Below are 19,834 nucleotides of genomic sequence, written 5' to 3'. Positions count from 1 at the left end.
TTAAAGCGACGAGTATTTCTTGCGCAGACGCTGACGAATCAGTTCCGCGAGGGTGTTCATGACGAAGGTGAACAACAGGAGCACCAGCGCCGAGAGGAAGAGCACGCGGTAGTGGCTGCCGCCGACTTCCGACTCGGGCATTTCCACCGCGACGTTGGCGGCCAGGGTGCGCAGGCCTTCGAACAGGTTCATTTCCATGACCGGGGTATTACCGGTGGCCATCAGCACGATCATGGTTTCACCCACCGCACGCCCCATACCGATCATCAGCGCCGAGAAAATACCCGGACTGGCGGTGAGGATCACTACGCGGGTCATGGTTTGCCAGGGTGTGGCACCCAGGGCCAGGGAACCCAGGGTCAGGCCACGGGGCACGCTGAACACGGCGTCTTCGGCGATGGAGTAGATGTTGGGGATCACCGCAAAACCCATGGCCAAACCGACGACCAGGGCGTTGCGTTGGTCGTAGGTGATGCCCAGGTCGTGGGAAATCCACATGCGCATGTCACCGCCGAAAAACCAGTTTTCCATGAACGGGCTCATGTACAGCGAGAGCCAGCCCACGAACAGGATTACCGGAATCAGCAGTGCACTTTCCCAGCCGTCCGGCACTTTCAGACGGATCGATTCAGGCAGGCGACTGAACACGAAGCCTGTGACCAGGATGCCAATCGGCAGCAGCATCAACAGGCTGAAGATGCCCGGCAGATGACCTTCCACATACGGCGCCAGGAACAGCCCGGCGAAGAATCCGAGGATCACCGTCGGCATCGCTTCCATCAGTTCGATCACCGGCTTGACCTTGCGGCGCATGCCGGGCGCCATGAAGTACGCGGTGTAGATCGCTGCGGCAACGGCCAGCGGTGCGGCCAGCAGCATGGCGTAGAACGCCGCTTTGAGGGTACCGAAGGTCAGCGGTGACAGGCTCAGCTTGGGCTCGAAGTCGGTGTTGGCGGCGGTCGATTGCCAGACGTACTTAGGTTCGTCGTAGTTTTCGTACCAGACCTTGCTCCACAGCGCGCTCCAGGAAACCTCGGGATGCGGGTTGTCGAGCAGCAGCGGCTTGATCTGGCCGCCCGCTTCAACGATCACGCGGTTGGCCCGTGGCGACAGGCCGAACAGGCCCTGGCCGTCCACCACCTGATCGACCAGCAAGGTGCGGTGCGCAGTACTGTGGAAAACACCCAACTGGCCAGCGGCGTCCAGGGCGATGAAGCCTTTGCGACGTTCTTCAGCGGTGATTTCCACGATCGGCGTACTGCCCATCTGGAAGGTGCGAATTTGCTTCAAGCGTTGTTCGCCATCCGGATCGCGAGCCATGAACCACTGCGCCAGACCGCCCTTGGAGTCGCCGATGATCAGCGAGATGCCACCCACCAGTTGGGTGGCAGCGGTGACTTGTGCCTCGCCGTCCTCCAACAGTTTGTAGCGTCCGTTGAGGCTTTTGTCGCGCAGGCTGAACACGTCGGCCTGGGCACGACCATTGATCACGTACAGCCACTGCTGACGCGGGTCGACGAAGATATTCTTCACCGGCTCGGTCATCTGCGGCAGCTCAATACGATTCTGCTCGTTGGTGACTTCGCCGGTCATCATGTTCTCTTCGCTGGTCAGCGACAGGACATTGAGTTGCGAACCGGTGGACCCCACCAGCACCAGCGTTGAGTCAGTGGCGTTGAGGCTGACATGCTCCAGCGCACCGCCCGCTTCGTTCAGTGCAACGGGTGCTTCACCGTACGGGTACTCGATCGCCGGGGTAATGGTTTTCTTGCCGTCCGGGTAGCTGACCTTATAAGTGTGGCGAAACACCAGCGCCTGGCCATTGGACAGGCCCACGGCCACCAGCGGATGACCTGGCTGATCCTCGCCGATGGAGGTGACGCTGGCGCCAGCCGGGACCGGCAGGTCGACGCGCTTGAGCTCGGCGCCGCTGTCGATGTCGAAAAACAGCGCCTGGCCCTTGTCGGAAACGCGCATGGCCACCTGGTTCTGTTCTTCCAGGGAAATCATCAGCGGCTTGCCGGCGTCCTGCATCCAGGCCGGGGTAATGGCGTCCTTGGCCGTCAAGCTGGCCCCCTGGAACAGAGGCGCGACGACGTAGGCAAGAAAGAAGAAGATCAGGGTGATCGCGCCCAGCACGGCCAAGCCGCCAACGAGTACATACCAGCGGGTCAGGCGATCCTTGAGCGCGCGAATGCGGCGCTTTCGTTGCAACTCAGGCGTATTGAAATCAATTCGCTTGGGGGGATTTGTAGTCATGTTGGAATTGGCCAGATCATTCATTCGCACACCCTAGCGATCCTGTATGACAGAAAGATGACAGCATGGTGACGCAACAAATCCGCCGCAGGCAGTGACCCGCAGAGGATTGGGAATTTGAAATGAATGGGGGCGGTTTTGGCCGCCCCCATCTTGAGCCTTCGGGGTTCACCCTACGCTCAGTTTGTTACTTCTTTGCGACAGTGCCGCCTTCTTGCAGACCCAGGTCAGCCAGTGCTTTGGCAGCAACCTTGGCTGGCAGTGGGATGTAGCCGTCTTTAACAACCACTTCCTGACCCTGTTTGGACAGAACCAGTTTCACGAACTCGGCTTCCAGCGGGGCCAGAGGCTTGTTCGGGGCCTTGTTGACGTAAACGTAGAGGAAACGCGACAGCGGGTATTTGCCGTTCAGGGCGTTTTCTTCGGTGTCTTCGATGAACTCGGTGCCGCCTTTCTTGGCCAGGGCAACGGTTTTCACGCTGGCGGTCTTGTAGCCGATCCCCGAATAACCGATGCCGTTCAGCGAGGAGCTGATCGACTGCACGACCGAAGCCGAACCAGGTTGTTCGTTGACGTTAGCCTTGTAGTCGCCTTTGCACAGGGCTTCTTCCTTGAAGTAGCCGTAGGTGCCGGATACCGAGTTACGACCGAACAGTTGCACCGGCTTGTTGGCCAGGTCGCCAGTCACGCCCAGGTCGCCCCAGGTTTTCACATCGGCTTTGGCGCCGCACAGGCGGGTGGACGAGAAGATCGCGTCAACCTGTTCCATGGTCAGGTGCTGAATCGGGTTGTCCTTGTGTACGAATACAGCCAGTGCGTCGACGGCAACAGGGATGGCGGTAGGCTTGTAGCCGTACTTCTGCTCGAAGGCTGCCAGTTCGGTGTCCTTCATCTTGCGGCTCATGGGGCCCAGGTTGGAGGTGCCTTCAGTCAGCGCAGGCGGCGCGGTGGCGGAGCCAGCAGCCTGAATCTGGATGTTGACGTTCGGGTATTCCTTTTTGTAGTTCTCGGCCCACAGGGTCATGAGGTTGGCCAGGGTATCGGAGCCGACGCTGGACAGGTTGCCCGACACACCGGTGGTCTTGGTGTAGCTCGGGATAGCAGGGTCAACAGCGGCAACTGCGTTGGCAGTCGCAACGCCAGCAGCGACAAAAGTCATTGCCGCCATCAAACGCTTCAGTTTCATGCCTTACTCCTAGCAGATAGGTGTTTTAAGTCGGGGCCAAGTATCAGCAGGCCATGTGAACACTCTATGGCTGAAATATGACAATTGGATGAAAGGCCATCATTGACCAGGGAATCGTATCAAGCCTCGCCACCAAGGTTGACAAAACAGATGAAAAATATAATTTGTCAACCAAGAGAGGATCACATGATCAATGACCGAATTCGTCGCGCCCGCCTTCTGCGGGGTATGTCACTGGAGGCCTTGGCCCTCCAACTGGGCGACATCACCAAGCAGGCGTTGAGTAAATATGAAAAAGGGCTGAGCACCCCCGATTCGACTCGCCTGTTGAAAATGGCAAAGGTTCTGCAGGTCAACCCTGAGTACTTTTTCCGTGCGGAGGCCGTTCCTCTTGCGCCACTGGAGTTTCGCAAGCTGGCGAAAATGCCCAAATATCGCCAGGTTCAAGTCGAAGAGCAGATCAGGGAACACCTGGAACGGTACATCGCTCTGGAAGACTGCTTCGACCCGGCAGACATTCGAACTCCAGAAACCCCATCGCAAATGTTCCCGGTTTCATCTCTCGACGAAGCTGAGCACGCCGCCGAATTGCTCCGCAATTACTGGGGGATAGGCAGCGACCCTATTTCCAACCTGACCGAACAGTTGGAGGAGCACAGTATCAAGGTCGCGATGCTGACGGGGCCGGAGGATTTCGATGGGGCATGTGCCGCTACCGGCGACGGCCAACACGTATTGATCGCGCTGAATGCTGAGCGTCCAGGTGAACGCATACGCTTTACTGCCGCGCATGAACTCGGTCACTGGGTGATGCAATTATCTGACGACATGCCGGAGCGAGAAAAAGAGAACTGCTGCCATCGGTTCGCCGGAGCCTTTCTCTATCCCGCTAAAGGAGTCACTGGTGACTTCGGCACTCACCCTCGCTCTCGCGTACATCCTCGTGAGCTGTTGATCGCCAAACGCCAATATGGAATTTCCATGCAGGCAGCCCTGCGTCGCCTGAAAGACCTGAACCTTCTCAGCGACAGTGGGTACAAATCCCTCACCATCCAATTCGGTGCAAATGGATGGCGCAAGGCTGAACCTGAACCATTGCCCTGCAAACCACCACAACGGTTTGAATCGTTGGTGTTCTGGGGACTTGCGGAAGGGCTGATTACCAAGTCTCGCGCAGCCGAATTTCTACGCAAACCAGTGAGTGCTCTTGACCCCAATTTCCTGGGCTCACTGGAGAGTGCATGAGCCTGATCTACATCAGCGACACCAATATCTGGATTGATTTCAGGAATGCGGGATTGTTGGATCAAATGTTCAGCCTGCCATTCACTCTTTGCTGTACAGACTTCGTACTGCACGAACTGGAGGACTTTTGCGTCGATGAATTGGTGAGTCACGGACTGTTGGTCGAGTCATTCGACGAATCGGGAGTGACAAGGCTGTTTGGTCTGAAGATGGAGCACAACAATAGTTCTTTGGCCGACGTTTCCTGCTACCTGCTCGCAAAGCAAACAGGTCGGCCACTTTTGACCGGTGACGGAAAACTCCGGCGTCAGGCTCAGCGCGACGGGTTGAAAGTGCATGGCGCTCTTTGGCTGCTGGACTTGATGATTGAGCATCAGGCCATAAGCCCAACAGAGGCCGCCGACGCGCTCATCGATATGCTTGAGCGCGGGGCACGTTTGCCTTCTGGCGAATGCGATACAAGGCTTTCACATTGGCGAAAGCCTTGAAGTGGCTGCTGTTATCGCCCCTTCTTCCAGAGATAAACCCCCAACACAATCCCCATCCCGCACAGCACAGCCACGTAGTACGCCGGCCCCATGGCGCTTTCCTTGAGCAGCAGGCTAACGACCATCGGAGTCAGGCCGCCGAATATGGCGTAGGCAACGTTGTAGGAAAAAGACAGGCCGCTGAAACGCACTACCGGCGGAAACGCCTTGACCATCACGTACGGCACCGCACCGATGGTCCCGACCAGCAGGCCGGTCAGGGCGTACAACGGAAACAGCCAGTCCGGATGCTCGGCCAGGCTGTGATAGAAGGTCCACGAGCTGGCCAGCAAGGCAGTGCAGCCGAACACGAATACACGGCCGGCACCAAAACGGTCAGCCAGCGCACCGGAAATGATGCAGCCGAAGCTCAGCATCACGATGGCCACGCTATTGGATTGCAGGGCCGTCGTCGGTGAGAAGTGGTAGACGGTCTGCAGCACGGTCGGCGTCATCAGGATCAGCACCACGATGCCTGCCGACAGCAGCCAGGTCAGCAACATGGAAATGACAATCGCCCCACGATGGTCACGCAGCACCGCGCGCAGCGGCACTTCCTCGGCCAGGGCCTTGCGCTGTTGCAGCTCGGCGAACACCGGGGTCTCGTGCAGCCAGCGGCGCAGATACACCGAGAAGAGGCCAAACACACCGCCGAGCAGGAACGGGATCCGCCAGGCGTAATCGGACACTTCCACCGGGGTGTAGAGGCTGTTGATCGCGGTGGCGACCAGCGAGCCCAGCAGAATGCCCGCGGTCAGGCCGCTCGTCAGCGTACCGCAGGCATAACCGATATGCCGCTGCGGCACGTGTTCGGAAACGAAGACCCAGGCGCCCGGCACTTCACCACCAATCGCCGCGCCCTGGATCACTCGCATCAACAGCAGCAGGATCGGCGCCCACAGGCCGATTTGTGCGTAAGTCGGCAGCAGGCCCATGATCAGGGTCGGCACCGCCATCATGAAAATACTCAGGGTGAACATCTTCTTGCGCCCCAGCAGGTCGCCGAAGTGCGCCATCACGATGCCGCCCAACGGCCGGGCCAGGTAACCCGCCGCGAAAATGCCGAAGGTCTGCATCAGCCGCAGCCACTCAGGCATGTCGGCCGGGAAGAACAGCTTGCCCACGACGGTTGCAAAGAAAACGAAAATGATGAAGTCGTAGAACTCCAGCGCGCCGCCCAGGGCAGACAGCGACAGCGTCTTGTAATCATTACGGGTCAACGGTCGTGCGGGTTGGGTCGGCTGCGCGATGCTCGAAGGCGCTGTGGTCATGGCAAGGCTTCTCTTTATAGGCGGTTCTGCCACCCCGACAACGCTGGCCAGGGCTTGGGCAGGTCCGGCACGATAGCAAATTGTTCGAAAAAGCACATAGAGGCGCGTGTTTGACGGTCAAAATGAGAACCGGACGGTCGTCTCGGAGTCTATCGACCGATATACTCGGGGTCTTGCAACGGTTTTGAAGGGTTGCTGTGCGAAAACGCCTGTCGGGATTCAGGCGGTTTCGCAGAGTTTCCCTTTAGGCGCCTTACGAAAAACGTGACGAACAGGGTATGTTCGGGGCTGAATCGTTTTTCTTTAGACGGCTATTCACCTTGCAACACTTATGAAGAGTCACGGGTCAGAGGCACCCCCGGCATGATAGAGCTCGAACAAGAAGATCCGATCCCCCAGGGCGACCTGGCCTTGCAAATCACCGCGCTCCCACGGGAAACCAACGGTTTCGGCGATATTTTCGGCGGCTGGCTGGTCGCGCAGATGGACCTGGCCGGCACCGCTATGGCCAGCAAGGTTGCCGGCGGTCGAGTAGCCACCGTTGCGATCGATCGCATGGCGTTCCTGGTACCCGTCGCCGTGGGCGCGCAGTTGTCCTTTTATACCCAGGCGCTGGAAATTGGCCGCAGCTCCATCCAGATGATGGTCGAGGTCTGGAGCGACGACCCGCTGTCCAGCGAGTGGCGTAAAGTGACGGAAGCGGTGTTCGTGTTCGTTGCCATCGACGGCAGTGGCCGCACCCGTTCGGTTCCGCCACGGGCGCGTTAAACGCAGCCACTGTTTTGCGGTCCATTGCAGTCCTGTTCCCGATAGAGAGTGGTTCCATGAACACGCCCAACGTTGAAGCCGTGAAGCTCAATGAACTGAACTGCTGGCGTATTCGTCACGGTCAGGCCGAATTGCTGGTGGCCCAGCAAGGCGCGCACATCCTCAGTTATCAGTTGGCCGGCCAGCCGCCGCTGATCTGGCTGAACGATGAAGCGGTGTTCAAGACCGGCACCAACATCCGTGCTGGCGTGCCGGTGTGCTGGCCGTGGTTCGGTAATTTGGCGCGCAACCCGCAGAGCGTCCAGGCCATGCGCACCAGCAGCGAGCCGGCCACTGCCCACGGTTTTGTGCGGGCAACGGATTGGGAGCTGGCGGGTATCGAGACCGAAGGCGAAAGTCTGAAGGTGGAATTCGTCCTGCCCTACCCCGAAGGTGGCTTCGCCGAGTGGCCCCATCAGGTGGGCCTGACGCTGAGCATTCGCCTGGACGAGCAACTGCACATCAGCCTGACCAGCCACAACCAGGGGACCGACACGGTGACCCTCAGCCAGGCGCTGCACACTTATTTCGCGGTCAGCGATGTGCGCAACGTGCACGTCGAAGGGCTTGATGGCTTGAGCTACATCGAAACGCTGGAAGACTGGAAAACCAAACCCCAGACCGGCGACCTGCATTTTGCCGGCGAGACCGACCGGATCTATCTCGATACCCCGCCGAAGCTGAGCATTGTCGACCCCACCTGGGAGCGGCGCATCGAGCTGACCAGCAGCGGATCGCGCTCAGCGGTGATCTGGAGCCCATGGGTAGCTCGCGCTGCGGCATTCAGCGACATGGCTGACGATGGCTGGCAGCGCATGCTGTGCATCGAGACGGCGAACCTGATGGATGACGTGGTGACGCTCAAGCCGGGGGCCATGCATACGCTGGGTGTGAGTATCGGTAGCAAGCCCCTCTGACACCGCTTTTCTAAATGTGGGAGCGGCGGTGCGGCGATCCCACCGGGGTGGACTGTGCAAGCCTTGCGCTTACAAATCCGACTCTTTCACCACCCGCACCTTCGCCGCATCCAGTGCGTAGGCCGCGTCGGCCAGGTCGTTGTTGACCTTCTCGATCTTCAAGGTCCCCGTCACCCATAACGGGGTGTAGATGTCGTTAAGCTTCAAGCCCTGTGGATAACGCACCAGCACCAACTGATTGGGCGGCGGTGGCGGCACGTGAATGCAGGCGCCCGGATACGGCACAAGGAAGAACAGTGTACTGCGGCCTTTGGCATCGGACTCCAGCGGCACCGGGTAACCGCCGATGCGAATGTGCTTGTCGTTCATCGACGGCACCGTCTTGGTCGAGTACATCACCGCCGGCAAGCCCTTGGCCTGTTTCATGCCACCTTTCTGGTCAAAGGTGCCATTGGCTTCGGGGGAGTTGTGATCGATTTCGGGCATGGCCTCGAGGGCTTTCTGGTCGGACTTGGGCATCAGATCCAGCCAGTCGGTTTCCGGCAGTTCGCCGGCGTGGGCAAAGCCCGAGCCCAGTAAAACAAGAGTCAACAAAAGACGGCGCATGAAGGTGCTCGGCAAGGGGGACGATACGACGCCGAGCATTCTAGCCCTCTCCGCGCATTTGTCAGAGAGGGCTTTGTCGCTTGAATCAGTTCTTTTTGATCAGACCGTAGATCACCAGTAAAACGATGGCGCCAATCAGCGCGCCAATGAAACCGGCACCTTGGCCTGCCTGGTAGATGCCCAGGGCCTGGCCGCCGTAGGTGGCTGCCAACGAACCGCCAATACCGAGCAGGATGGTCATGATCCAGCCCATGCTGTCATCGCCCGGTTTCAGGAACCGGGCCAGCAGGCCGACGATCAAGCCGATAAAGATGGTTCCGATAATTCCCATGGCACTTCCCTCTGGTTTGGTAGATAGAAGCCTAGTCAGACTTTGGCATCCTGCCATGAGAGAACGGCGGGCCCGCAATGGTTCCGCCGTTGCCACGTGAAACTGGATTTACTCGGCGATCAGCGCTTCAACCTTGAGGATCTGCGCGGCCAGCGTCTCGCGATCGGCACACCGCAGGTTGGCGTGGCCGACTTTGCGCCCGGCCTTGAAGGCCTTGCCGTAGTGATGCAGATGGCAATCGGCGATGGCCAGGACCTTGTCCGCCTCAGGTACTTTGCCGATGAAATTGAGCATTGCGCTCTCGCCCACCTTGGCCGTCGAACCCAACGGCAGGCCGGCGACGGCCCGCAGATGGTTTTCGAACTGGCTGCATTGCGCGCCTTCGGTGGTCCAGTGCCCAGAATTGTGTACACGCGGCGCGATTTCGTTGGCTTTCAAGCCGCCGTCGACTTCAAAGAATTCGAAGGCCATTACGCCGACGTAATCCAGCTGCTTGAGCACGCGGCTGGAATAATCTTCTGCCAGGGCCTGCAACGGGTGATCGGTGCTGGCGACCGACAGCTTGAGGATGCCGCTGTCGTGAGTGTTGTGCACCAGTGGGTAGAACCTGGTCTCACCATCGCGAGCCCGCACGGCAATCAGCGACACTTCGCCGGTGAACGGCACGAAGCCTTCCAGCAGGCAGGCGACGCTGCCCAGTTCAGCAAAGGTACCGACCACGTCTTCAGGTGTGCGCAAGACTTTCTGACCCTTGCCGTCGTAACCCAGGGTGCGCGTTTTGAGCACGGCCGGCAGGCCGATGGTCGCCACGGCGGCGTCCAGGTCGGCTTGCGACTGGATGTCGGCGAACGCCGGGGTGGGGATCCCCAGGTCCTTGAACATGCTCTTCTCGAACCAGCGATCACGAGCAATGCGCAAGGCTTCGGCGCTCGGATAGACCGGGACGAATTGCGAGAGGAACGCCACGGTTTCAGCCGGTACGCTCTCGAATTCGAACGTCACCAGATCGACTTCATCGGCGAGCTGGCGCAGGTGGTCCTGATCGCCGTAATCGGCCCGCAGGTGTTCACCCAACGCGGCTGCACAAGCATCCGGTGCGGGGTCCAGGAAAGCGAAGTTCATGCCCAGCGGAGTGCCCGCCAGCGCCAACATGCGACCCAACTGGCCGCCACCGATTACACCGATCTTCATCGTCAACAACCTCAGGCGATACGTGGGTCTGGATTTTCCAGCACGCTGTCTGTCTGTTCGGCACGGAAGGTTTTCAAAACCTTGTGGAACTGCGGGTGCTTGGCGCCCAGGATACTTGCCGACAGCAGCGCGGCGTTGATCGCACCTGCCTTGCCGATGGCCAGGGTCGCCACTGGGATGCCCGCCGGCATTTGTACGATGGACAGCAGCGAGTCGACGCCCGAGAGCATGGCGGACTGCACCGGCACACCCAGCACCGGCAGGTGAGTCTTGGCCGCACACATGCCTGGCAGGTGCGCTGCGCCACCGGCACCGGCGATGATCACCTCGATGCCACGCGCCTCAGCCTCTTCGGCGTACTGGAACAGCAGGTCCGGGGTGCGGTGAGCAGAAACCACTTTCACCTCGTAGGGAATGCCGAGCTTTTCCAGCATATCGGCGGTGTGGCTAAGGGTGGACCAATCGGACTTGGAGCCCATGATCACGCCAACCAATGCACTCATCGTCGTGCCTCTTCTCTCTGGGCGCCCGCAGGCGCGTCAAAAACAACAAGCCACGCAAAATGCGTGGCTTGAATTGTACGAAAAATAGCCGGACGAGCCGGCCAAAGGCCGCGCAGTATACCGCAATACCGAAGATAAACAGCCCCTGTTTCGACCATCTGTCATCTGCCATGAAAGGGCCGATTATTGACTCGAAAGTCAGCGGCCTGACTCTCAAGAAACACACAAGCGCTCGCTGATCAACTTCTGAAAAGTATCAACTAAGCAAAATGATGCGTGCCAGATCGGCAATAGTGAGAAATATACAACTTCTCGCTATATGCTTGCGTGAAGTTTAACTTAGCCCCCGCAACAACAACCCCCATAAACAACTGAACTAGACATAAATAAAAACATGACTAACAAAAACCCTATCGATATATTCGTCGTCATCCATGAGGATATAAACCCATCGACAAAACAACAGATGGCAGCGAGTTACTTTAGCCATCTACAGAAAGAGCTAGAAAGTTTCACCGATCGGAAGGTCAACATTTTCTATGGCACAGGCTCTCCCCACAACAAGTTTGACTACAAGGGAAGCAATGAAACGGAAATATTGCAACGCTGGGAAAAACTGGGTCTCCAGTGGCTGGAGTTTCGCAGCAAAGAAGGCTTCATAATCACTCAAACAAGCCTGGTGCTATTGTTCACCGCACACCCTATCAATGAAAACGTCTCGGGCGCCGCTTTGGTGGATTTGCGCAAAAATGGCGGTCGGTTTGCGATTGCATCGGCTGGCAGCAATTTGTATCCCGCTCATGAGATAGGTCATTTGCTGGGCGCAAAACATGATGACTATGAAGTCAACTATGATGGCTGGTGGTGTGAAACTTACATGACTCCAAACCCCCATCTCTTACGGAGCAATTGTTACAAATACAGCCCGGCTAATCGAAACGCCATTAAACACTACCTCGCGTCCATGGATTAAGGATTAAGCGGCAATATCCGCGTAACCTGATGCTGAACCTGAAGCACGACTAACTGGGGGTCGCCGCCCCTTCAAGTTTGCGCCACAACAAGCGCACATTGGCCTTGCGAACCAACGCGCAGCGGTACAGACGAATCTCCAGGGGCACATGCCATTGCGGGCCGCCGCAGATCACCAGTTCGCCGCGTGCCAATTCCGCTCGCACACTCAACTGCGGCACCCAGGCGATGCCCAGGCCTTCGAGCGCCATGCTTTTGAGGCTGTCGGCCATGGCAGTTTCGTAGACGGTCGTGAACCGCAAGGCGCGCTGGCGCAACAGCAGGTTCACCGAGCGCCCCAGAAACGCACCGGCGCTATAAGCCAGCAGCGGCACGCTGCCCTCGCCTTCCAGGTCGAACAGTGGCTTGCCGTCTGCATCCGCCGCGCAAACCGGCAGCATCTCGGTCTGGCCCAAGTGCAGCGAAGGGAAGATTTCCGGGTCCATTTGCATCGCCGCATCCGGGTCATAGAACGCCAGCATCAGGTCGCAACCCCCTTCTCGCAACGCATGCACCGCGTCGCCGACGTTGGTGGCGACCAGTCGCGTCGCGATGTTCAGACCTTCGTTACGCAGTTGCGCGATCCAGCGCGGGAAGAATCCCAGCGCCAGCGAGTGTGCGGCGGCGACTTGCATCACTTCGCCCTGCCCGCCTTCAAGGTGATGTAGATGGCGCAGCACTTCGCCGAGTTGCTCGACCACCGTTCGCGCAGTCACCAGAAACAATTGACCCGCCGCCGTCAGCTCGATGGGGGTACGCGAACGGTTGACCAGTTGCAACCCCAGCGCCGCCTCAAGGCTGCGAATACGCCGGCTGAACGCCGGTTGCGTCACGAAGCGGCGCTCAGCCGCCTGGGAGAAGCTACGGGTAGCGGCCAGGGCACTGAAGTCTTCCAGCCATTTACTTTCCAGGTTCATTACGTCCTCCCGGACACGCACCAAATTGGGTCGCACGCTCGCCGCAAACACGGCGTCACACCAGCATTATGCCGAATATGCATAGGCCAGTGTTTAACAGCATTGGCCCTAAATTATCCACAAGCCTAGCATTTGCAGTGTTCCGGCACAGACCGGGTCCATATCGAGATGATTTCCGTCATGTCCTCCGCTGCATCATTCCGCACAGAAAAAGACCTGCTTGGCGTACTCGAAGTACCGGCTCAAGCGTATTACGGCATCCAGACCCTGCGAGCGGTGAATAACTTCCGTCTCTCCGGCGTTCCGATTTCGCATTACCCCAAGCTGGTGGTCGGCCTGGCCATGGTCAAGCAGGCTGCTGCTGACGCCAACCGCGAGCTGGGTCACCTGAGCGAAGCCAAGCACGCCGCCATCAGCGAAGCCTGTGCACGATTGATCCGCGGCGATTTCCACGAAGAGTTCGTGGTGGACATGATTCAAGGCGGCGCTGGCACTTCGACCAACATGAATGCCAACGAAGTCATCGCCAACATCGCGCTGGAGGCCATGGGTCACCAGAAAGGCGAATACCAATACCTGCACCCCAACAATGACGTGAACATGGCGCAGTCGACCAACGACGCCTACCCGACCGCGATCCGCCTGGGTCTGCTGCTGGGTCACGACACCCTGTTGGCCAGCCTCGACAGCCTGATCCAGTCGTTCGCCGCCAAGGGTCAAGAGTTCAGCCACGTCCTGAAGATGGGCCGTACCCAACTGCAAGACGCCGTGCCGATGACCCTCGGCCAGGAATTCCGTGCCTTCGCCACCACCCTGAGTGAAGACCTGGCACGCCTGAAGACGCTGGCGCCAGAACTGCTGACCGAAGTGAACCTGGGCGGCACCGCCATCGGCACCGGCATCAATGCCGACCCGCGTTACCAGGCCCTGGCCGTTCAGCGCCTGGCCACCATCAGCGGTCACCCGCTGGTACCGGCAGCCGACCTGATCGAAGCCACCTCTGACATGGGCGCCTTCGTGCTGTTCTCCGGCATGCTCAAGCGCACCGCAGTCAAGCTGTCGAAGATCTGCAACGACCTGCGCCTGCTCTCCAGCGGTCCGCGCACCGGCATCAACGAGATCAACCTGCCAGCGCGTCAACCTGGCAGCTCGATCATGCCCGGCAAGGTCAACCCGGTGATTCCGGAAGCCGTGAACCAAGTGGCTTTCCAGGTCATCGGTAACGACCTGGCCCTGACCATGGCAGCCGAAGGTGGTCAACTGCAACTGAACGTGATGGAGCCGCTGATCGCCTTCAAGATCCTCGACTCGATCCGCCTGCTGCAACGCGCCATGGACATGCTGCGCGAGCACTGCATCACCGGCATCACCGCCAACGAAGCGCGTTGCCGCGAGCTGGTCGAACACTCGATCGGCCTGGTCACCGCACTGAACCCGTACATCGGCTACGAAAACGCCACGCGCATCGCTCGCATCGCACTTGAAAGCGGCCGCGGCGTATTGGAACTGGTGCGCGAGGAAGGCTTGCTCGACGACGCCATGCTCGACGACATCCTGCGTCCGGAAAACATGATTGCTCCGCGTCTGGTGCCTTTGAAGGCATGAGCCGACGCGTACTTGTAGCACCGCTCACCAGGTTGAGGGACTAGACACCTCTCACCTTTTGAGGGCCTGGAGGTCGCTCTCCAGGCCCTTTTTTTATCCGCTGCAAATGCACCACCAGTGGGAGCGGGCTCGCTCGCGAAGGCGGTGTGTCAGTGACACATGTATGAGCTGACACACCGCTTTCGCGAGCAAGCCCGCTCCCACCCAAAGCAAAACCGTGCAGACGGACACAACTGCGACCGGTATAGTGCCGCCCCTCTTCGCGGGGGCGGTCGTCGGTAGCGAGATCACAACCCAAGCGATACCCCTTACTTACAACAAACCCGCGAATTGGAACCGGAACGAAACCTTCGCACCACCAGCTCTGCCGCAAAAAAGCCGGTGTAACACGATGTTTCCACCCGACCAGCATTTGCTCACATAAAAACAGCGAGGAATAATCCATGCTCGAAGTCATCAACGACTTCCTCTCAGGGAAAGTACTGATCGTGCTCATTGTCGGGCTCGGTAGCTACTTCACGATCCGCTCGCGTTTCGTTCAACTGCGTCATTTCTTCCACATGTTCGCGGTGTTCCGCGACAGCCTCAAAAGCAGCGCTGGCCAGCTCAGCTCGTTCCAGGCCCTGATGCTCAGCCTCGCCGGCCGAGTGGGTGCGGGCAACATTGCCGGCGTTGGCATTGCCGTGACCCTGGGTGGCCCGGGTGCCGTGTTCTGGATGTGGGTGACCGCTCTGGTCGGCATGTCCAGCAGCTTCTTCGAATGCTCCCTCGGCCAGCTGTACAAACGCTGCGACTCCGAAGGCCAGTTCCGTGGCGGTCCGTCGTACTACATTGAACACGGCCTGAAAAAGCGCTGGCTGGGCGCGATCATGGCGTTCCTGTTGCTGGTGACCTTCGGGTTTGCCTTCAACGGCCTGCAATCCCACGCCGTGACCCACTCGCTGAACAATGCGTTCGGTTTCGACACCACCTGGACCGGCCTGGCGCTGGCGGTGTTGCTGGGCCTGGTGTTCATCGGCGGGATCAAGCGTATTGCCAAGGTCGCTGACCTGCTGGTACCGGTGAAAACCCTGGTGTACATCGGCGTGACCATCTACGTGATCGTGCTGCAATTCGACCACGTGCCGGCCATGCTGATGACCATCGTCAAGAGCGCATTCGGTCTGGACCAGGCCTTCGGCGGCCTGGTCGGCAGTGCGATCGTCATGGGCGTGAAGCGCGGCGTGTTCGCCAACGAAGCCGGCCTTGGCAGTGCGCCAAACGTGGCGGCCGTGGCCTCGGTGGAGCATCCGGTGGCACAAGGCGTGGTACAGGCGTTCAGCGTGTTCCTCGACACCTTCGTGATCTGCACCTGCACCGCGTTGCTGATCCTGCTCTCGGGCTTTTACACCCCGGGCTTCGAAGGCGACGGCATTGCCCTGACCCAGAACTCGCTGGCGGCTGTCGTCGGCGATTGGGGTCGGATGTTCATCTCGGTGGCACTGGCGCTGTTCGTGTTCACGTCGATTCTCTACAACTACTACCTGGGCGAGAACAATCTGCGCTTCTTGATTGGTGAAAACCGCAAGGCGTTGATCGGATACCGCGTCATGGTGTTGGCCCTGATCTTCTGGGGCGCCATCGAAAACCTCGGCACGGTGTTCGCATTCGCCGACATCACCATGACGCTGTTGGCGTTCGTGAACCTGATCGCGCTGTTCCTGCTGTTCAAGGTCGGCATGCGCATCCTGCGTGACTACGACGACCAGCGTGCAGCCGGGATCAAGACGCCGGTGTTCGATTCGAGCAAGTTCCCGGACCTGGACCTGGATCTGAACGCCTGGCCAGCCAACCCGCCAGCGGCCGGCAAGGCCGAAGCCGAGGCGCAAGGCGTACCCGCAGCGCAACGCTGATCGGTTAAAGTTCGAAACACCTGTGGGAGCGAGCTTGCTCGCTCCTACAAAGGACGTCATTGTTCTCGGAGCCGCTTCATGAATTCCTCGACCTACCCCGCCGCTCAGCACGTCATGGTGCTTTACACGGGTGGCACCATCGGCATGCAGGCCAGCGCCAACGGCCTGGCCCCGGCATCCGGTTTCGAAGCGCGGATGCGCGAGTATCTGCACAGCCAGCCTGAGCGGGTCGTACCGCAGTGGCGCTTTCGCGAGATGTCTCCGCTGATCGACAGCGCCAACATGTCCCCGACGTACTGGCAGCAACTGCGTGAGGCGGTGGTCGACGCAGTGGACGTGCAAGGTTGTGACAGCGTGCTGATCCTGCACGGCACCGACACCCTGGCCTACAGCGCGGCAGCCATGAGTTTTCAACTGCTGGGCATCAAGGCTCGCGTGTGCTTTACCGGTTCGATGCTGCCTGCCGGCGTGACCGACAGCGATGCCTGGGAAAACCTTGGCGGCGCGCTGGTTGCCCTAGGTCAAGGACTGGCGCCGGGCGTGCACCTGTACTTCCACGGCGAACTGCTGGACCCGACCCGATGCGCCAAGGTGCGCAGTTTTGGCCGGCATCCGTTCAAACGCCTGGACCGTCAGGGTGGCGGTGTGAAAGCCTCGACGCTGCCGGTCGCGCTGAATTACAACCAACCCAAACAACTGGCGAACGTTGCGGTGTTGCCGCTGTTTCCGGGCATTGGCGCCGAGCAACTGGACGGCGTGCTGCAAAGCGGCATCCAGGGCCTGGTGCTGGAGTGCTACGGCAGCGGCACGGGCCCCAGCGACAACCCGCAGTTTCTCGCCGCGCTGTCGCGGGCGCGCGACAACGATGTGGTCGTCGTTGCCGTAACGCAGTGCCATGAAGGTGGTGTGGAGCTGGATGTGTACGAAGCCGGCAGCCGCTTGCGCGGTGTGGGTGTGTTGTCGGGTGGTGGCATGACCCGCGAAGCGGCGTTCGGCAAGTTGCATGGTTTGCTGGGGACCGGGCTCGATGTGGCCGAAGTACGTCGGCTCATGGAACTCGACCTGTGCGGTGAGCTGAGCTGAGCTGAGCTGAGCTCCACCCCTTTGTAGGAGCGAGCATGCTCGCGATGGACGTTAACGATGAAGCGGGATATCAGATATCCCGCGGTGCCCTTGCGTCCATCGCGAGCGTGCTCGCTCCTACAGGGGACCGCGTACGGCATATTCCTTGCTGTAATCCAGCCACACCCCAGGCTGGAAGCTCCCATGCTCCACTCCCACCTCACCACGCTCAACGCTGTTTCCCTGGTGCTCAACGCCTTCAAGGCCGACGGTTTGTCCAGCGAGGCGCTGTTGGCCGGCAGTGGTATCAGCACCGCAGACCTGAGCCGGGCGGACACGCGCATCACCACCAACCAGGAAATGCAGGTGTGTGCCAACGCGGTGGCGCTCAAACGCGACATCGGCCTGGAGCTGGGTCGGCGCATGCATGTTTCGTCCTACGGCATGCTCGGTTATGCGCTCCTCACCAGTGCCACCTTCGGTGACGCTTTACGTCTGGCGATGCGTTATCCGGCGCTGTTGGGAACACTTTTTGAACTGGGCCTGGAAGAAGATGGCGAACGCATCTGGTTCGTCGCCGGCGATTACCGCGAAAGCCCGGCCATGGCAGTGTTCAACGCGGAGTTTTGCATGGTGTCGTTGAAAGTCATCTGCGACGACCTGCTTGGGCATTCGCTGCCGCTGCTGGCGGCACGCTTCGAACACCCTGGGCCCGACTATCGGGCAACCTATGCCGAACACTTCGATTGCCCACTGAGTTTCGACGCCCCGAACAACGCTTTCGCCTTTGATAAGCGCTGGCTCGATCAACCCTTGCCGTTGGCCGATGTCATCACCCACCAGGCCATGGCCGAACGCTGCCGCAAACAGAACACCGAATTCACCGGGCGCCAGGCCTGGCTGGGGCGAATTCGCCAACTGCTCAGCGCTCAACTCAATGCGGCACCGGGCCTGGACGGTCTGGCCGGGCAGATGAAATGCTCCACGCGAACCCTGCGCAGGCATCTCAAGGACATGGGCTGCAGTTATCAGGAGTTGCTCGACGAGCTGCGTTTCGAACAGGCCAAGCAGATGCTGTGCGAGGACCAGATGCCGATCTACCGGATTGCCGAGGCGCTGGGTTTCAGCGAGACGGCGAGTTTTCGGCATGCGTTCGTGCGCTGGAGCGGTGTAGCACCGAGTCAGTTCAGACCCTGAATACTCACTGCCGCGCCAATAAGGGGCGAATTCCGGTCATAGGTTTTGGCCATATCAATCCCCTTTTGGCCTTTCCTGCCGTTCTCCAAAATCGCGGGTGCCGCAAGACTGTGAGCAACCGAATCAGCTTGCGGAGAACAACAAATGCTGACGATCTACTCCGATGATCACCACCTGCACCACGGCCGTTGCGAATTGATCGACGGGCAACTCAAGCCCTGTTTCGAAATGCCTTCGCGCGCCGACCATGTCCTGCAACGGGTGAACAACCAGAATTTGGGACCGGTCAAAGCGCCCAAGGATTTCGGCCTCGACCCGATCGCCCGCGTACACACTCGCGACTACCTCGACTTCTTCAAGGGTGCCTGGGCACGCTGGACCGAATTCAATACCGACGGCGACTTGCTGCCCTACACCTGGCCAGCGCGCACCCTGCGCGCGATCAAGCCGAAAAGCCTGCACGGCGAACTCGGGTATTACAGCTTCGACGGTGGCGCCCCGATCACCGCCGGGACCTGGCAAGCGGCCTATAGCGCCGCGCAAGTGGCATTGACCGCCCAGGCGGAGATCCAGCGCGGCGCCCGCAGCGCCTTCGCCCTGTGCCGCCCGCCGGGACATCACGCCGCCAGCGATGTCATGGGTGGCTATTGCTACCTCAACAACGCTGCCATTGCCGCCCAGGCCTTCCTCGATCAGGGCCACAAGAAAGTCGCGATCCTCGACGTCGACTATCACCACGGCAATGGCACCCAGTCGATTTTCTACGAGCGCAGTGACGTCCTGTTCACCTCGATCCACGGCCACCCGGAAGCCGAGTTTCCGTTTTTCCTTGGTTTTGACGATGAGTTGGGCGAAGGCGCGGGCGAAGGTTTCAACTTCAACTACCCACTGCCCGCCGGCAGCGGTTGGGACACCTGGAGCGCTGCGCTGGAACAGGCCTGCAAAGAGATCGAAAACTACGGCGCCGACATCATCGTCGTTTCACTGGGCGTCGATACGTTCAAGGACGATCCGATCTCGCAATTCAAGCTCGACAGCCCGGATTACCTGGCGATGGGCAAGCGAATCGCCGGTCTCGGCAAGCCCACGCTGTTCGTGATGGAAGGCGGTTATGCGGTCGAGGAAATCGGCATCAACGCCGTGAACGTACTCGAAGGTTTTGAAAGTTTCTAATCAGTCATCCGCCCCAAAGACCCGCACACTGCGGGTCTTTTTTTGCCCACGATATTTATCTACCGCCAGCCGGCGGCGTCCGCCCGATAACGTCTTCGACCCCAAAGCTGTGTCATCTGCAGCGGTCATCAGGA

Annotated in this window: 18 protein-coding genes; 10 read left to right on the top strand and 8 right to left on the bottom strand. The window is 59.5% G+C overall.

Going from position 1 to position 19,834, the window contains the following annotated elements; translation table 11 throughout:
- Positions 1–2,034 carry an ABC transporter permease subunit gene (locus tag AB4O36_RS26545; RefSeq protein WP_460142178.1) on the bottom strand — a complete coding sequence of 678 codons (2,034 nt, stop codon included), beginning with the start codon at positions 2,032–2,034 and terminating at the stop codon, positions 1–3.
- 412 nt (positions 2,035–2,446) lie between these two features.
- Positions 2,447–3,445, bottom strand: coding sequence for a phosphate ABC transporter substrate-binding protein PstS family protein (locus tag AB4O36_RS26540; RefSeq protein WP_460119630.1), 999 nt, complete (start codon positions 3,443–3,445; stop codon positions 2,447–2,449).
- Between the two features lie 186 nt (positions 3,446–3,631).
- On the opposite strand from AB4O36_RS26540, the gene AB4O36_RS26535 reads away from it, so the two are divergent.
- Complete coding sequence (locus AB4O36_RS26535; RefSeq protein WP_460140644.1) at positions 3,632–4,690, top strand: helix-turn-helix domain-containing protein; 1,059 nt, start codon at positions 3,632–3,634, stop codon at positions 4,688–4,690.
- Complete coding sequence (locus tag AB4O36_RS26530; RefSeq protein ID WP_460119626.1) at positions 4,687–5,178, top strand: PIN domain-containing protein; 492 nt, start codon at positions 4,687–4,689, stop codon at positions 5,176–5,178. The genes AB4O36_RS26535 and AB4O36_RS26530 overlap by 4 nt, the downstream gene beginning before the upstream one ends.
- A gap of 11 nt (positions 5,179–5,189) precedes the next feature.
- On the opposite strand, the gene AB4O36_RS26525 is transcribed toward AB4O36_RS26530, so the two are convergent.
- Positions 5,190–6,488: an MFS transporter gene (locus AB4O36_RS26525; RefSeq protein ID WP_460140643.1), complete on the bottom strand. Its 1,299-nt coding sequence runs from the start codon at positions 6,486–6,488 to the stop codon at positions 5,190–5,192.
- A gap of 363 nt (positions 6,489–6,851) precedes the next feature.
- Here AB4O36_RS26525 and AB4O36_RS26520 point away from each other — a divergent pair, with 363 nt between their 5' ends.
- Both AB4O36_RS26520 and AB4O36_RS26515 read left to right on the top strand, forming a co-directional pair.
- Positions 6,852–7,256: an acyl-CoA thioesterase gene (locus AB4O36_RS26520; RefSeq protein ID WP_007896491.1), complete on the top strand. Its 405-nt coding sequence runs from the start codon at positions 6,852–6,854 to the stop codon at positions 7,254–7,256.
- 56 nt (positions 7,257–7,312) lie between these two features.
- Positions 7,313–8,212, top strand: coding sequence for a D-hexose-6-phosphate mutarotase (locus AB4O36_RS26515; RefSeq protein WP_460140642.1), 900 nt, complete (start codon positions 7,313–7,315; stop codon positions 8,210–8,212).
- 69 nt (positions 8,213–8,281) lie between these two features.
- Here the strand turns inward: AB4O36_RS26515 and AB4O36_RS26510 are convergent, their stop codons facing one another.
- From AB4O36_RS26510 to purE, 4 genes are all read right to left on the bottom strand, one after another.
- A complete protein-coding gene (locus AB4O36_RS26510; protein ID WP_460119620.1) occupies positions 8,282–8,818 on the bottom strand; it encodes a DUF3299 domain-containing protein in 537 nt (178 codons plus the stop codon).
- A gap of 85 nt (positions 8,819–8,903) precedes the next feature.
- On the bottom strand, positions 8,904–9,149 hold the full coding sequence (locus AB4O36_RS26505) for a GlsB/YeaQ/YmgE family stress response membrane protein (RefSeq protein ID WP_368556199.1): 246 nt from the start codon (positions 9,147–9,149) through the stop codon (positions 8,904–8,906).
- 108 nt (positions 9,150–9,257) lie between these two features.
- Positions 9,258–10,340: a 5-(carboxyamino)imidazole ribonucleotide synthase gene (locus AB4O36_RS26500; protein ID WP_460119618.1), complete on the bottom strand. Its 1,083-nt coding sequence runs from the start codon at positions 10,338–10,340 to the stop codon at positions 9,258–9,260.
- 11 nt (positions 10,341–10,351) lie between these two features.
- Positions 10,352–10,843 (bottom strand): 5-(carboxyamino)imidazole ribonucleotide mutase, encoded by a 492-nt coding sequence (gene purE / locus AB4O36_RS26495; protein ID WP_095194600.1) that lies wholly within the window; start codon positions 10,841–10,843, stop codon positions 10,352–10,354.
- A 394-nt stretch (positions 10,844–11,237) separates the two neighbouring features.
- On the opposite strand from purE, the gene AB4O36_RS26490 reads away from it, so the two are divergent.
- On the top strand, positions 11,238–11,816 hold the full coding sequence (locus tag AB4O36_RS26490) for a hypothetical protein (protein WP_460140641.1): 579 nt from the start codon (positions 11,238–11,240) through the stop codon (positions 11,814–11,816).
- Between the two features lie 49 nt (positions 11,817–11,865).
- Here the strand turns inward: AB4O36_RS26490 and AB4O36_RS26485 are convergent, their stop codons facing one another.
- Positions 11,866–12,771, bottom strand: coding sequence for a LysR substrate-binding domain-containing protein (locus AB4O36_RS26485; RefSeq protein ID WP_460140640.1), 906 nt, complete (start codon positions 12,769–12,771; stop codon positions 11,866–11,868).
- Between the two features lie 180 nt (positions 12,772–12,951).
- Here AB4O36_RS26485 and aspA point away from each other — a divergent pair, with 180 nt between their 5' ends.
- From aspA to AB4O36_RS26460, 5 genes are all read left to right on the top strand, one after another.
- Positions 12,952–14,376, top strand: coding sequence for an aspartate ammonia-lyase (gene aspA / locus AB4O36_RS26480; protein ID WP_460119614.1), 1,425 nt, complete (start codon positions 12,952–12,954; stop codon positions 14,374–14,376).
- 443 nt (positions 14,377–14,819) lie between these two features.
- Complete coding sequence (locus AB4O36_RS26475; RefSeq protein ID WP_460119612.1) at positions 14,820–16,268, top strand: alanine/glycine:cation symporter family protein; 1,449 nt, start codon at positions 14,820–14,822, stop codon at positions 16,266–16,268.
- Positions 16,269–16,346: 78 nt separating this feature from the next.
- Complete coding sequence (locus AB4O36_RS26470; protein ID WP_460119610.1) at positions 16,347–17,351, top strand: asparaginase; 1,005 nt, start codon at positions 16,347–16,349, stop codon at positions 17,349–17,351.
- Between the two features lie 183 nt (positions 17,352–17,534).
- Complete coding sequence (locus AB4O36_RS26465) at positions 17,535–18,527, top strand: AraC family transcriptional regulator (RefSeq protein WP_460119608.1); 993 nt, start codon at positions 17,535–17,537, stop codon at positions 18,525–18,527.
- Positions 18,528–18,671: 144 nt separating this feature from the next.
- Positions 18,672–19,700, top strand: coding sequence for a histone deacetylase family protein (locus AB4O36_RS26460; RefSeq protein ID WP_460140639.1), 1,029 nt, complete (start codon positions 18,672–18,674; stop codon positions 19,698–19,700).
- The last annotated feature ends 134 nt before the right edge of the window (positions 19,701–19,834 follow it).

The sequence above is a fragment of the Pseudomonas sp. S2_E01 genome (genome assembly GCF_054668365.1).
Note: the sequence above shows the minus strand (reverse complement) of the source record. Positions and strands in the feature narration are given on the sequence as shown.